We start from the raw sequence: 14,317 nt of genomic DNA on the forward strand, positions 1-14,317 counted from the left end.
CATGCTGGCGAAGATCATCGCCGAACTCGGTCCGTGGAGCTGGTGGGTCGCAGGCTTGGTGCTGCTCGCCGCCGAAATGATCGTGCCCGGCTTCTTCCTGGTGTGGATCGGCCTTGCCGCCTTGATCGTCGGCGCGCTGTCGCTGCTCTTCTGGGACAGCGCCTTCTGGGCCTGGGAGCTGCAGGCGATCCTTTTTGCGCTTCTCGCTGTCGCCACCACCTTTGCCGGCCGCCGGCTGACGCTGCGCAATGCCGCGACCGACGAGCCCTTCCTCAATCAGCGCGGCGCGAGCCTCGTCGGGCGCACGGCAACGCTGCACGAACCGATCCGCGAGGGCCGCGGCCGCATCCGCCTCGACGATACGCTATGGCAGGTCATGGGGCCTGATTTGCCCGCGGGAACACAGGTGAAGGTGATCTCGTGTCACGGCCGCGACCTGCGGGTCGAACCAGTCTGATCAGGCGACGCCGATCCGCAGCAGGTCGTGGAAATGCACCAGCCCGACCGGACGGTTGTCCTCGTCGATGACGATCAGCGCGCCGATGTGATGCTGGTTGAGCAGTGCCAGTGCAGCGGTGGCCAGCATCGTCGGCTTCACCGTCTTCGGCGTCTTCGTCATGATGTCGTCGACGGCAAGATCGGCAAGATTGCGCGTCAGGTTACGCGCCATGTCGCCTTCGGTGACGATGCCGCAGAGCCGGCCATCCCCGTCAAGCACGCCGACGCAGCCGAAATGCTTGCGCGACAGCACGGTGATCGCCTCCGGCATCGGCGTGCCCTTGGCAACCAGCGGCAGCTTCTCGCCGGTATGCATGATATCGGCGACATGCATCAGGCTCGCACCGAGCTTGCCGCCGGGATGGAAGACGTGGAAATCGGTGGCGGTAAAGCCCCGCGCCTCCAGGAGCGCCACCGCCAGCGCGTCGCCGAGCGCAAGCTGCATCAGCGTCGAGGTCGTCGGGGCCAGGCCGTTGGGGCAGGCCTCCTGCTCGTTCGGCACCAGAAGGACGATATCGGCGGCCGTAGCAAGCGAGGAACGTTCGCTGCAGGTGATCGCGATCAGCGGAATGGAGAAGCGCCGCGTGTAGGAGATGATGCTCTTAAGCTCGGCGCTCTCACCGCCCTTGGAAATCGCCAGGACGACGTCATCGCGCGCGATCATGCCGAGATCGCCATGATTGGCTTCGGCCGCATGCACGAAAAAGGCGGGCGTTCCCGTCGAAGCGAACGTCGCCGCGATCTTCGCGCCGATATGGCCGCTCTTGCCGACGCCGGTGACGATCACGCGCCCGGAGATGTCGCCGATGGTCTCCACCGCCTTTGTGAAAGGACCGGCCAACCCATCGTCAAAAGCTCGTTCGAGCGCCTCGAGACCACGTTTTTCGGTCTCTATCGTGCGTTTTGCCGATTCGAGCACGCTGTTTTCAACGAGTTTGATCGCTCTCTTGTTCATGGAGATGCGTTAGACCTTTTCACTTTCCAAGTCCACCCCGCACCATTTCCGAAATGTGAACGGCGCCTGCCGGCGGCAACGAATGATTAACCACAAGGCTTTACCTTTGGGTAAGAACCGAAAGCATGTCAGGCACGAATTGATGGGCCAGCCAAAACAGACGAGCAGTGTGACGCCGCTCCGCGCCATGAGCCGTGTCGTCTGCTTTACTGCGTTCGGCGGCCTGCTTCTCGGCCAGACGCCGGCTTTCGCGCAGTCCGCCTCATTGCAGTCGGCGACCAGCCGCGCAGCGTCCTCCGAGAACAATCGCGCGACGACCGACGCGGCATCCGAAGCCGGTTTCGATGACGAGAGCGACGGCTTGACCACGCCGGCGGCAAACGGCGCTGCCGCAAACACGGACGATGCCCAGAGGCCCGCCATACCGGACGCGCAATCCGGCGACGACATCACCGGCTCCATTCTTGATGAGGACATGCGCCGGCTGAACACCCGCGAGGCCTTGGTCGATGAGACGCTGCCGCGCCGCAAGGCCACCGAAAGCGCCTCGACGGCGGAAACGCCGGGCATTCCGATCGGCACGTTCGTACTCCGCCCGAGCGTGACCCAAAGCATCAACACCGAGACCACCAAGGACGGCGATACCAGGCAGCATCGCGCCTTCCTCGAAACCGACGCGGCCGCGACACTTACTTCCGACTGGGGACGTCACCAGCTGACCGTCACCTCGGAAGGCGCATGGCAGAAGAATATCAGCGGCGAGGGTGAAGAGCAGCCGTCTTTCAAGGTCAACGGCGATCTCCGGCTGGATCTTCCCGACGATACGGTCGCGCACCTGACGGCCGGGTACAATTTCTACCGCGAGGATACGGACGATCCCGACGCCATCGCCGATGCCACACAGCAGTCCGACGTGCAGGAGTTCACCGCCGGCGCTTCGGTCCAGCGCGATTTCGGCATCCTGCGCGGCACGACGGCGCTGGGGCTCAGCCGTTCGATCTATTCCGACGCCACGCTTGCAAACGGCACGACCGTGACCCTGAGCGACCGCAATCAGACGACCGGCACGCTGCGCGGGCGCGTCGGCTATGAGCTGTCGCCCGCACTCATCCCCTTCATCGAAGCCACGGTTGGCCGCACGATCTATGACGAAACGCGCGACTCCGCCGGTTACGAACGTTCGGGCCACAGCTATGGCGCCAAGGCGGGCGTCGAGGTCGATCTCGGCGAAAAGCTGAAGGGTGAAGTCGGCATCGGCTACGCGATGGCGGATTTCGAAGACAGCCGGCTGTCCTCGATCGATACGGCCACGCTCGATGCGAGCCTGCTCTGGTCGCCGATCCGCGGCACCGATGTCAATCTCGACCTGCAGACGAGCATCCAGCCCTCGACGACGGCAGGCGAGAGCGGCTACGTCTCGCACGCGCTGACGACGACGGTCACCCACCAGCTGCGCGACAATCTCGTCGGGACGATGATCGGCGGCGTCATATGGCGCGATTATCCCACGGACAGCACCATCAACGACGAGCTCGTTTATACCACGGCGACCGGCCTGACCTGGAACATCAACCGCTATCTCGATCTGACCAGCACGCTCGGCTACGAGCTGACCACGCGCAAGGACGGCGACGACTCCCAGCAATGGCGCGCCGGCGTCGGCCTCAAGCTGAAAAGATAAACGCCGCGCGTCCGATGGGAGGCGCGGCGTTTATCATCGATAGGCTTGAGCGGAAGCCCTACTTCAGCCCTGCAAGCAATTCCTTGAAACCGCCTTCGACGGACGGACGGATGTCGGCACGTTCGAGGGCATAGGCGACGTTCGCCAGGATGAAGCCGTCCTTGGCGCCGCAGTCGTAGGTCGTGCCGCGGAAGTGGTAACCGGCGAAATCCTGTTCCTTCAGCAGCTTCAGCATGCCGTCGGTGAGCTGGATCTCGTTGCCGGCGCCGCGTTCCTGGGTTTCGAGGATCTTGAAGATCTCCGGCTGCAGGATGTAGCGGCCGTTGATGAAGAAGTTGGAAGGCGCCGTTCCCTTGGCGGGCTTTTCCACCATGCCGGTGATGCGGAAGCCCTCGCCGATCGCTTCGCCGACGCCGACGATACCGTATTTATGCGCCTGGTCGGGCGCGCATTCCTCGACGGCGATGATATTGCCGCCGCTCTGGCCGTAAAGGTCGATCATGCCCTTCATGCAGCCCTTGTCGCCCTTCATGATCATATCGGGCAGCAGCAGTGCGAAGGGCTCGTCGCCGACGATCTCGCGGGCGCACCAGACGGCATGACCGAGGCCGAGCGGCTCCTGCTGGCGGGTGAAGCTCACCGTGCCGGCTTTCGGCAGCTGCTGGGCGAGAAGGGTGATCTCAGCCTTCTTGGCGCGTTCGCGCAGCGTCTGTTCCAGCTCGAAATGAATATCGAAATAATCTTCGATGACGTGCTTGTTGCGTCCGGTGACGAAGACCAGATGCTCGATCCCTGCTTCGATCGCCTCGTCGACGACATATTGAATGATTGGCTTGTCGACGACGGTCAACATTTCCTTAGGAACAGCCTTCGTTGCCGGCAGGAATCGCGTCCCCAATCCGGCAACCGGAAATACTGCTTTACGAACTTTGCTGTGCTGAGCCACACCGGCCTCCTGCTTCGATCATATCGCTTTGGAAATAGAGCTTTTTAGCTTCAACTAGTATAGAATTGCTACTGTTTTGCAACTGATGACCGCCGCGGGCCGTCATGGTAAAGAATTTGTTGACTCCGTTCCTGTAGTCTCGGGTTTGGGCGGACATTATGCCCCGCTGCACCGGAAATTGAAGATGTGGGATACGACTGTCGATGACCCAGAATCACAAAAACTCCCTTCGTGGTCTTGCTCTCGCCTTCGTTGTCGCCGCCCAGGTTGGGCTGGTCCCCGACAACGCGAAAGCTGATTCCCGGTTCCAGAAATGGATCGCGGATTTTTACCAAACAGCCGCTCAGAGTGGCATCAGTAAGGCAACCTATCAAAAGGCCTTTTCCGGGGTGAGCGAGCCCGATCCCACAGTGCTCGAAAAGGCGGCCTATCAGCCGGAATTCACCTCGAAGATCTGGGACTACGTCGATTCGCGCGTCAATCCCTACACCGTCAAGATCGGCCGCGAGATGGCGGTCAAGCACGCAAGGACGCTCGCTGCGATCCAACAGCGATTCGGCGTCGACAAGACCATTCTTCTCGCCATCTGGTCGATGGAATCGAATTACGGCGCGATCCTCGACAAGGACGACCGGCTGCATTACGTGCCGCGCGCTTTGGCAACGCTTGGCTATGCCGATCCGAGCCGCGCCAAATTCGCCAAGAAGCAGTTGATTGCCGCGCTGAAGATCCTGCAGAACGGTGACGTGCCCGCGCGGGAGATGACCGGCTCCTGGGCCGGCGCCATGGGCCACACCCAGTTCATCCCGACGAGCTATCTGCTCTATGCCGTCGACGCCGACGGCAATGGTCATCGTGACATCTGGAACTCGGTGCCGGATGCGCTGGCGACCTCGGCCAACCTGCTGATGAAGAACGGCTGGGATACCGGCAAGACCTGGGGCTACGAAGTCGTCGTTCCCGCGGCCGCGGCCAAGCAGGCCGGCAAGACCCATACGCTGGCCCAATGGGCCGAGCTCGGCCTGAAACGCCCGAACGGCAAGGCCTTCCGCGAAGGCGGCACCAAGGCCGTGCTGAAGATGCCGGCCGGGCCCGGTGGCCCGGGCTTCCTGATGACGGCCAACTTCTTCACCATCAAGAACTACAATGCGTCGGACAGCTACGCCCTTGCCGTCGGCCTGCTGGCCGACCAGATCGCCGGTTACGGCGGCATGCAGCAGCGCTGGCCGCGCCCGGACGGCGCGCTCGACATCACCGAGAAATTCGAGCTGCAGACCCGTCTCAAGACGCTCGGCTATTACAATGGCGAGGTCGACGGCAATTTCGGATCGGGTTCGAAGGCGGCGATATCGGCCGTGCAGGAGCGCATCGGCATGCAGCCGGACGGCGAGCCGTCGCTGCCGCTTCTGAACGCGCTTCGCCGCTAGAACCGGTGTAACCGTGACCTACATAAAGCGGGAGTAGACGCTGGCCTGCCCTCAGTGCAAGATGCCGGCAGATGCGGAACTGCCCATGACCAAGAAAACTGACCGGACCCCTCAAATCCGCTGGCTCATGCTCGCCTTGATGGCGGCTTCGCTGGGTCTCGGCGCGCTTGCGCCGGTGGCTGTCGCGCAAGCCCAGGAGCAGCGCTACCAGCGCCGGTCGATTCTCGATTTCTTCCTCGGCCGGCGCTATCTCGACGACGGGCCGCAGGCCCCTGACGTCCAGCAGCCGAGACGCCAGCAGCGCAAGCGCCCACCGGCGCAGAAAGCCGTGGTCAGCCCCCGCACCGCGCCGCCGATCCGCGCTCCCGTACAGGAGGAGCCGGTCGTGCAGAAACTCGCCGACGCCCGCAAGATCCTGATCGTCGGCGATTTCCTTGCCAGCGGCCTCGGCGACGGCCTGACCGCCGCCTTCGAGACGTCGCCCGGCGTCATCGTCGAAGCCCGTGGCAATGTTTCTTCGGGTCTCGTCCGCGACGATTATTACGACTGGCCGGAACAATTGCCGAAGATGATCGACGAGCTGAAGCCGGCCATGGTCGTCGTCATGATCGGCGCCAACGACCGCCAGCAGATGGTGACCGACACCGCCAAGGAAAAATTCCGCACCGACGGCTGGTTCGCCGAATATCGCCGGCGTGTCCTCTCCTTCGGCAAGGAAGTCGCCGATCGCAAGATCCCGCTGCTCTGGGTCGGCCTTCCCGCCTTCGAATCCGATCAGATGACGGCCGATGCCGTCCAGATGAACCAGCTCTACCGCAACCAGGTCGAGAGCATCGGCGGCGAATTCGTCGATATCTGGGATGGCTTCGTCGACGAAAACGGCAACTTCATCGTCACCGGATCGGATGTGAACGGCCAGCAGGTACGCCTGCGCACGTCCGACGGCATCAACCTGACCCAGGCCGGCCGACGCAAGCTCGCCTTCTACGTGGAAAAGCCCGCCCGCCGCATTCTCGGCACCCAGGCAAGCCCGGATCTGGTGCGCCTGGACGAAAGCAACCTGCCGGGTCTCGGCCTTCCCACCAACCCGGTCGAGCACACCGTACCGATCAGCCTCTCCGATCCCAATCTCGACGGCGGCGCCGAGCTTCTCGGCGCAAGACCGCCCCCTGTGACGCTGACGAAATCGCCGCGCGATCTCCTGGTCGAGCAAGGTGAGATGACGCCGGCACCCGTCGGGCGCGTCGACGACTACCGCATGCCGGCGGCCAAGACGCCGGCCGAAGTCTCGGTGAAATGAGAAGTCCGCGCGAGACGCGCCTTCTTTTCGTTTACGCCGCCTGCGGCCAGCTCAGATAATAATAGTTCGAACCGATCAGACCGAAGAAGGCGTTGCTGTCGTTCGTCTGGTCGACATAGCTGCCGTTCTCCTTGACGAAGGCGCCGTCGGAGCCGCGCTCCAGATGCGCATCGAGGAAGTCGCTCCAGCCGCTGACATCGATTTCCTTGCCCGTCTTGTTTTCCCCTGCCTCATCGGGATCGTCGACGTCCCAGGCGGCGATCGAGACGCCCTGCGTCGGATCGGAGATGGTGAGCGTGCCGGCTTCGAGTGCCGCCAGCATGTCGTGAGCCTTGCCGCTTTCGCCTTCGGCCGCGGCCGCTTCCTGCAGCTGCTGCTTCAGCATCGACATGAAGGAGGCGCTGGTCACATCGGCGCTGTCGCCGGTCGTGTCCGTCTCGTCTGATGTGTCGTCCTTGGACGAAAGCGTGTCGAGCAGCCCAGACAGCGCCTGATTGGAAAGAAGCGACGCGGAGCTCGAATCGAGCCCGTAGCTGCTCAGAATGCTTGCCGCCGACGAACTCTGCGTATCCTCCGCGCTTTCATCGGCGCTGCGAAGATTCTTCAGGGCGTATTGGGCCGAAACCATCCTGGTATTGTCGAGTGCAGAAACCATGTGAATAATCCTTGTCGATCATTCGCGGCGGTCATATTCCTTGGCGCCGCGGCCGATGGTGAAATGCCTTGGCCGGCACGGCGGGCACATCCGCTCCGGTCGCCGCCGGCTCCTCCTGAGCCCGCGTCAGGCATCAGCGTCACCGCCCGGCATTGCTTGAGGCTTGCGTCCCACCCCGGCGCGTCAAGCGGTCGCACCGGCAAAAGAGCGCCTTGCCGGACATAAAAAACTCCGCCGGAAGGGCGGAGTTCGTGTCTTTGCCAGCCTGTATGAGCCGAGATCAGTTCGGCAGGACGCTCGAGCCCATCAATGCCTCGTCGATGGCGCGTGCCGCCTGGCGGCCTTCGCGGATCGCCCAGACCACCAGCGACTGGCCGCGGCGCACGTCGCCCGCCGTCCAGAACTTTTCGACCGAGGTCTTGTAGTCGCGGTCGTTGGCGACGACGTTGGTCGAGCCGCGCTTGTCGGTGTTGAGCGTCAGCTTGCCTTCGAGCTCCTTCAGCACGCTTGTCGTGAACGGGCCGCGAAAACCGATGGCGATGAAGGCGAGATCGGCACGGATGACGAATTCCGTGCCGGCAACCGGCCGCCGGCGCTCGTCGACCTCGCAGCATTTGACACCCGTCAGCACGCCGTCTTCGCCGACGAATTCGAGCGTCGCCACCTGGAATTCACGCACGGCGCCCTCGGCCTGCGAGGAGGAGGTGCGCATCTTCGTCGCCCAGAAGGGCCAGACGGCGAGCTTGTCTTCCTTCTCAGGCGGCTGCGGCCGGATGTCGAGCTGAGTAACCTTGACGGCCCCCTGGCGGAACGCCGTGCCGACGCAGTCCGAAGCCGTATCGCCGCCGCCGACGACGACGACATGCTTGGCTCCGGCCAGGATCGGATCAGACGGCCAGCCGACGCTGTCGATGTTTTCGCGCCCGACGCGGCGGTTCTGCTGCACGAGATAGGGCATCGCATCATGCACGCCGGCAAGATCCGTGCCCGGAATGCCCGCCTCGCGCGGTGTCTCGGAGCCGCCGCAGTAAAGAACCGCATCGTGATCGGCGAGCAGCTGCTCGACCTTGACGTCGACGCCGACATTGACGCCGCAATGGAAGGTGACGCCCTCGCCCTTCATCTGCTCGACGCGGCGATCGATGAAGTTCTTCTCCATCTTGAAATCGGGGATACCGTAGCGCAGCAGCCCGCCCGGCTTGGTCTCGCGCTCGTAGACATGCACCTCATGGCCGGCGCGGCCGAGCTGCTGGGCAGCCGCCATGCCGGCGGGACCGGAGCCGATGACGGCGACCTTCTTGCCCGTATGAACGGTGGCCGGCTGCGGCCTGATGAAGCCGAGCTCATAAGCCTTGTCGGCGATCGCCTGCTCGACCGTCTTGATCGCGACCGGCGCATCTTCGAGATTCAGCGTACAGGCTTCCTCGCAAGGCGCGGGGCAGACGCGGCCGGTAAACTCCGGGAAGTTGTTGGTCGAATGCAGGTTCTGGATCGCCGCTTCCCAGTTGTTGTTGTAGACGAGGTCGTTCCAATCCGGAATCTGGTTGTGAACCGGGCAGCCGGTGGGGCCGTGACAATAGGGGATGCCACAGTCCATGCAGCGCGCGGCCTGTTTCTGCACTTCCGGGTCCGACATCGGGATCGTGAACTCGCGGAAATGCCGGATGCGATCCGACGCCGGCTGGTACTTCGCCACCTGCCGGTCGATTTCCAGAAATCCTGTAACCTTACCCATTTCTTCGTCCCTTACCCTCATGACCGCCTCACCGCGGCCAGTTGTCTGTCGTCAGTCCCCGGTAGTCCGGGCGGGTTGCTTGTCTTGACCGTCATTGGAACGGATCTCCTGAAGGACACCGGGCGATCCGGACGGCCCATCGCCGTCGTCATGATCGTTCGAGTCATCGAGATGTTTCCGTCATCCGCCACCTGCGATCGGCAAGTGGCGGATGCTCCGGTTCAAATCATTCCGCGGCGATGCCCATCCGGCTGCGCTCCATTTCCTCAAGGGCACGTCGGTATTCCACAGGCATGACCTTGCGGAATTTCGGACGGTAGTCGGCCCAGTTGTCGAGGATCTGCTTGGCGCGGACCGAGCCCGTATAATGCAGATGGTTGGAGATCAGCTGGTAGAGGCGCTCCTCGTCGTGACGGGTCATGTCACCGGAGACGTCGACGCGTCCCTTGTGCATGAGATCGCCACCATGATGATGCAGCTTCTCCAGCATGTCGTCCTCTTCCGGCACCGGCTCGAGCTCGACCATCGCCATGTTGCAGCGGCTGGCGAAATCGCCGGTTTCATCGAGCACGTAAGCAACGCCGCCGGACATGCCGGCCGCGAAGTTGCGGCCCGTGGCGCCGAGCACGACGACGACACCGCCGGTCATATATTCGCAGCCATGGTCGCCGACACCCTCGACGATGGCGATCGCACCTGAGTTGCGCACGGCGAAACGCTCGCCCGCCACGCCGCGGAAGTAGCATTCACCCTCGGTCGCGCCGTAAAGCACGGTGTTGCCGACGATGATCGAATTTTCAGCCACGATCCTGGAATTCTCCGGCGGCCGGATGATGATCTTGCCGCCCGAAAGCCCCTTGCCGACATAGTCGTTGCCGTCGCCGATCAGGTTGAAGGTGACGCCGCGCGCGAGGAATGCGCCGAAGCTTTGGCCCGCCGTGCCGCGAAGCGTCACGTTGATCGTGTCTTCCTTCAGCCCGCGATGGCCGAAACGCTTGGCGACCTCGCCGGAGAGCATCGCACCGGCCGAACGGTCGACGTTCTTGATGCCGACTTCGAAGGCGACGGGTGTCTTGGCGGTCAGCGCCTGTTGTGCCTGCTCGATCAGCGCGCGGTCGAGAATATCGTCGATCGGGTGCTGCTGCCGGCTCGTCCAGAAGGTCTGTTCCTTCGCAGCCTCGACCTTGTGGAAGATGCGGCTGAAATCGAGGCCCTTCGCCTTCCAGTGCGCCAGCATCTCGTCCTTCTCCAGCAGCTCCGAGGCGCCGATGATATCGTCGAGCCGGGTGAACCCCAGCGAGGCGAGGATCTCGCGCACTTCGTTGGCGACGAAGAAGAAGTAGTTGATGACGTGCTCAGGCGTGCCCTTGAAGCGCTTGCGCAGCACCGGGTCCTGCGTCGCCACGCCCACCGGACAGGTGTTGAGATGGCACTTGCGCATCATGATGCAGCCGGCCGCGATCAGCGGCGCGGTGGCAAAGCCGAACTCATCTGCTCCGAGCAGCGCCCCGATGATGACGTCGCGGCCGGTCTTGAGGCCGCCGTCCACCTGCAGCGCGATGCGCGAACGCAACCCGTTCAGCACCAGCGTCTGCTGGGTCTCGGCAAGGCCGATCTCCCAGGGGCTGCCGGCATGCTTGAGCGAGGTCAGCGGCGATGCACCCGTGCCGCCGTCGAAACCGGCGACCGTGATGTGGTCGGCGCGCGCCTTGGCCACACCGGCGGCAACCGTGCCGACGCCGACTTCGGAGACGAGCTTGACCGAAACGTCTGACGTCGGGTTGACGTTCTTCAGGTCGTAGATCAGCTGCGCCAGATCCTCGATCGAATAGATGTCGTGATGCGGCGGCGGCGAGATCAGGCCGACACCCGGCGTCGAGTGACGGGTCTTGGCAACGGTCGCATCGACCTTGTGTCCGGGCAGCTGTCCGCCTTCGCCGGGCTTGGCGCCCTGCGCCACCTTGATCTGCAGCACGTCGGCATTGACGAGATATTCGGTGGTGACGCCGAAGCGGCCCGAGGCGATCTGCTTGATCGCCGACCGTTCCGGGTTCATCGAACCGTCAGAGAGCGGCATGTAGCGGTCGGACTCCTCGCCGCCCTCGCCGGTGTTCGACTTGCCGCCGATCCGGTTCATGGCGATCGCCAGCGTCGTATGCGCCTCGCGGGAAATCGAGCCGAAGGACATCGCCCCCGTCGAGAACCGCTTGACGATATCCGCCGCCGGCTCGACCTCGTCGACCGACACCGGCTTGCGGCCGAGCGCTTCGGCGCTCTTGATGGTGAAAAGCCCGCGGATGGTGTTCATGCGCAGCGCCGAATTGTTCACCATCTCGGCGAATTCGCGGTAGCGATCCTCGGCATTGCCGCGCACGGCATGCTGAAGGGCGGCAACCGCATCCGGCGTCCAGGCATGGCTTTCGCCGCGCATGCGGTAGGCATATTCGCCGCCGATATCGAGCGTGGTGGCCAGCAGCGGGTCCTTGCCAAAGGCCGCCGTGTGGCGGGCGACGGTTTCTTCGGCGATCGCCTCGAGGCCGATGCCTTCGATCATCGTCGCGGTTCCGAAGAAATACTTGTCGACCAGTTCCGACGACAGGCCGATCGCATCGAAGATCTGCGCGCCGCAATAGGACTGATAGGTCGAGATGCCCATCTTCGACATGACCTTGAGGATGCCTTTGCCGACCGCCTTGATGTAGCGGTAGACGATTTCGGAAGCATCGACTTCCTTCGGGAATTCACCCTTGGCATGCATGTCGAGCAGCGTGTCGAAGGCGAGATAGGGGTTGATCGCCTCGGCGCCGTAGCCGGCGAGCAGGCAGAAATGATGCACTTCGCGCGGTTCACCGGTCTCGACGACGAGGCCGACCGAGGTGCGAAGCCCCTTGCGGATCAGATGATGGTGCACGGCCGCCGTGGCGAGCAGCGCCGGAATGGCGATTCTATCAGGCCCGATCTGACGGTCGGAGAGCACGATGATGTTGTAGCCGCCCTTGACGGCCGCTTCCGCGCGCTCGCAGAGCCGGTCGAGCATTTCGGGCATACCGGCAGCACCGCGTTCGATATCATAGGTGAAATCGAGCGTCTTGGTGTCGAAACGGTCTTCCGTATGGCCGATCGAGCGGATCTTTTCGAGATCGCCATTGGTCAGGATCGGCTGGCGCACTTCAAGGCGCTTGGCGTTCGCCATGCCTTCGTGATCGAGGATGTTCGGGCGCGGGCCGATGAAGGAGACGAGGCTCATGACGAGCTCTTCGCGGATCGGATCGATCGGCGGGTTCGTCACCTGCGCGAAGTTCTGCTTGAAATAGGTATAAAGCAGCTTCGGCTTTTCCGACATCGCCGAGATCGGCGTATCCGTGCCCATCGAGCCGATCGCCTCTTGGCCGGTCGTGGCCATCGGCGACATCAGGATACGGGTGTCCTCGGTCGTATAGCCGAAGGCCTGCTGACGGTCGAGCAGCGACACGTCGCGGCGCAGCGCCCGCGGCTCCACCGGCTTCAACTCTTCAAGGATGAGCTGGGTGCGATCGAGCCAGTTGCGATAGGGATGCGCCGTCGCAAGCTGCGACTTCACCTCGTCGTCGGAGATGATGCGGCCTTCTACCATATCGATCAGCAGCATCTTGCCCGGCTGCAGGCGCCACTTCTGAATAATCTTCTCTTCCGGAACCGGCAGAACGCCGGCCTCGGAGGCCATGATGACGCGGTCATCGTCGGTCACGAGATAACGCGCCGGCCTGAGGCCGTTGCGGTCGAGCGTGGCGCCGATCTGCTTGCCGTCGGTGAAGGCGACGGCAGCCGGCCCGTCCCACGGCTCCATCAGCGCGGCATGATATTCGTAGAAAGCCTTGCGTTCGGCCGCCATGGACTGGTTGCCGGCCCAGGCCTCCGGGATCAGCATCATGACGGCATGCGCCATCGAGTAGCCGCCGCGCACCAGGAATTCCAGGGCATTGTCGAAGCAGGCCGTGTCCGACTGCCCCTCGTAGGAGATCGGCCAGAGCTTGGAGATATCCTCGCCGAACAGCGGCGAAGAAACCGAAGCCTGGCGCGCCGCCATCCAGTTGACGTTGCCGCGCAGCGTGTTGATCTCGCCGTTATGGGCGACCATGCGATAGGGATGGGCAAGCTTCCACGACGGGAAGGTGTTGGTCGAGAAACGCTGGTGCACGAGGGCGACCGCGCTTTCGAAACGCGGGTCCGCCAGGTCCTTATAATAGGCGCCGACCTGATAGGCCAGGAACATGCCCTTGTAGACCACCGTCGCCGAGGACAGCGACACCGGATAGAAATTGCTCTCCTCGCCGTCGAACTCGTCATAGATACGGTTGGAGATCACCTTGCGCAGCGTGAACAGCCGGCGCTCGAACTCGTCGTTGTTTTCGGCATCCTCGCCGGCGCCGATGAACACCTGCACGTGATGCGGCTCGGTCGCGGCGATATCAGGCGCCTTGGAGAGCGAGGAATTGTCGACCGGCACGTCGCGGAAGCCGATGAAGACCTGGCCTTCCTCGACGATGACGTCCTTGATCACCTTCTTGAAGTGCTCGATCTGCTTTTCGTCGCGCGGCATGAAGATATGGCCGACGCCATATTCGCCGGCCGGCGGCAGGGTGATGCCCTGCGCGGCCATCTCCTCGCGGAAGAAGCGGTCTGGGATCTGCACCAGAATGCCGGCGCCGTCGCCCATCAGCGGGTCGGCGCCGACGGCGCCGCGATGCGTCAGGTTTTCGAGGATGAACAGGCCGTCCTTGACGATCTGGTGCGACTTCTCGCCCTTCAGATGCGCGACGAAGCCGACGCCGCAGGCATCATGCTCGTTGGCAGGATCGTAAAGCCCCTGCTTCTTCGGCAGGCCGGAAGCGGATTTGGACGTCTTGGCCGTCGCGCGCGCCTCTGCAGCGGCAAACCGGTCAAGTTCCATGGATGGCGTCTTCGTCATCGTCTTTCCTCCTGTCGAAGCCCGCGGGGCTGCGGGCGGCTTTTCGTCTTGCGCCGCAACCCGAAAATAGGTCCGTCGCATGACAGCGCTGTTGCATTGTGAAGATCGGCCGCAGACATCTGCTTCTCGAGGAAAGCAAACCGTCGCGTTCCGCGCCCGCCATTCGCCTCCG

At 63.2% G+C, this 14,317-nt stretch carries 9 protein-coding genes; 4 read left to right on the forward strand and 5 right to left on the reverse strand.

The features are described 5' to 3' along the window. Position 1 precedes the first annotated feature (1 nt). Positions 2-457, forward strand: coding sequence for an NfeD family protein (locus tag QD408_RS06035; RefSeq protein ID WP_414138664.1), 456 nt, complete (start codon positions 2-4; stop codon positions 455-457). Here QD408_RS06035 and QD408_RS06040 read toward each other — a convergent pair whose 3' ends face one another. Continuing rightward, the gene (locus tag QD408_RS06040; protein ID WP_414138665.1) at positions 458-1,453 is read right to left on the reverse strand and encodes a KpsF/GutQ family sugar-phosphate isomerase; all 996 of its coding nucleotides are present in this window, start codon (positions 1,451-1,453) and stop codon (positions 458-460) included. A gap of 142 nt (positions 1,454-1,595) precedes the next feature. On the opposite strand from QD408_RS06040, the gene QD408_RS06045 reads away from it, so the two are divergent. Next, positions 1,596-3,134 carry an outer membrane beta-barrel protein gene (locus QD408_RS06045; protein ID WP_414138666.1) on the forward strand — a complete coding sequence of 513 codons (1,539 nt, stop codon included), beginning with the start codon at positions 1,596-1,598 and terminating at the stop codon, positions 3,132-3,134. 58 nt (positions 3,135-3,192) lie between these two features. Here the strand turns inward: QD408_RS06045 and galU are convergent, their stop codons facing one another. Further along, on the reverse strand, positions 3,193-4,080 hold the full coding sequence (gene galU / locus QD408_RS06050; RefSeq protein WP_088683175.1) for a UTP--glucose-1-phosphate uridylyltransferase GalU: 888 nt from the start codon (positions 4,078-4,080) through the stop codon (positions 3,193-3,195). A 203-nt stretch (positions 4,081-4,283) separates the two neighbouring features. On the opposite strand from galU, the gene QD408_RS06055 reads away from it, so the two are divergent. Together QD408_RS06055 and QD408_RS06060 are read left to right on the forward strand one after the other, a co-directional pair. Next, positions 4,284-5,507, forward strand: a complete 1,224-nt coding sequence (locus QD408_RS06055) for a lytic murein transglycosylase (RefSeq protein WP_414138667.1) — start codon at positions 4,284-4,286, stop codon at positions 5,505-5,507. A 61-nt stretch (positions 5,508-5,568) separates the two neighbouring features. Then, the gene (locus QD408_RS06060; RefSeq protein WP_414138668.1) at positions 5,569-6,807 is read left to right on the forward strand and encodes an SGNH family hydrolase; all 1,239 of its coding nucleotides are present in this window, start codon (positions 5,569-5,571) and stop codon (positions 6,805-6,807) included. A gap of 31 nt (positions 6,808-6,838) precedes the next feature. Here the strand turns inward: QD408_RS06060 and QD408_RS06065 are convergent, their stop codons facing one another. The 3 genes from QD408_RS06065 to gltB all read right to left on the reverse strand — a co-directional run bounded on the left by QD408_RS06065 (position 6,839) and on the right by gltB (position 14,145). Next, positions 6,839-7,462, reverse strand: a complete 624-nt coding sequence (locus QD408_RS06065; protein WP_414138669.1) for a hypothetical protein — start codon at positions 7,460-7,462, stop codon at positions 6,839-6,841. Between the two features lie 280 nt (positions 7,463-7,742). After that, positions 7,743-9,197, reverse strand: coding sequence for a glutamate synthase subunit beta (locus QD408_RS06070; protein ID WP_414138670.1), 1,455 nt, complete (start codon positions 9,195-9,197; stop codon positions 7,743-7,745). Positions 9,198-9,423: 226 nt separating this feature from the next. Beyond that, positions 9,424-14,145, reverse strand: coding sequence for a glutamate synthase large subunit (gene gltB, locus QD408_RS06075; RefSeq protein ID WP_088683179.1), 4,722 nt, complete (start codon positions 14,143-14,145; stop codon positions 9,424-9,426). Between the last annotated feature and the right edge of the window lie 172 nt (positions 14,146-14,317).

Origin of the sequence: Rhizobium sp. BR 249, from assembly GCF_047445895.1 — a bacterium.
Taxonomy (GTDB): Bacteria; Pseudomonadota; Alphaproteobacteria; order Rhizobiales; family Rhizobiaceae; genus Rhizobium.

Coding starts and splice junctions, on each gene's coding strand:
- QD408_RS06065 (WP_414138669.1), bottom strand. CDS start 7,462: ATGGTTTCTGCACTCGACAATACCAGGATGGTTTCGGCCCAATACGCC.
- QD408_RS06045 (WP_414138666.1), top strand. CDS start 1,596: ATGGGCCAGCCAAAACAGACGAGCAGTGTGACGCCGCTCCGCGCCATG.
- QD408_RS06060 (WP_414138668.1), top strand. CDS start 5,569: ATGCCGGCAGATGCGGAACTGCCCATGACCAAGAAAACTGACCGGACC.
- gltB (WP_088683179.1), bottom strand. CDS start 14,145: ATGACGAAGACGCCATCCATGGAACTTGACCGGTTTGCCGCTGCAGAG.
- QD408_RS06055 (WP_414138667.1), top strand. CDS start 4,284: ATGACCCAGAATCACAAAAACTCCCTTCGTGGTCTTGCTCTCGCCTTC.
- QD408_RS06035 (WP_414138664.1), top strand. CDS start 2: ATGCTGGCGAAGATCATCGCCGAACTCGGTCCGTGGAGCTGGTGGGTC.
- QD408_RS06070 (WP_414138670.1), bottom strand. CDS start 9,197: ATGGGTAAGGTTACAGGATTTCTGGAAATCGACCGGCAGGTGGCGAAG.
- QD408_RS06040 (WP_414138665.1), bottom strand. CDS start 1,453: ATGAACAAGAGAGCGATCAAACTCGTTGAAAACAGCGTGCTCGAATCG.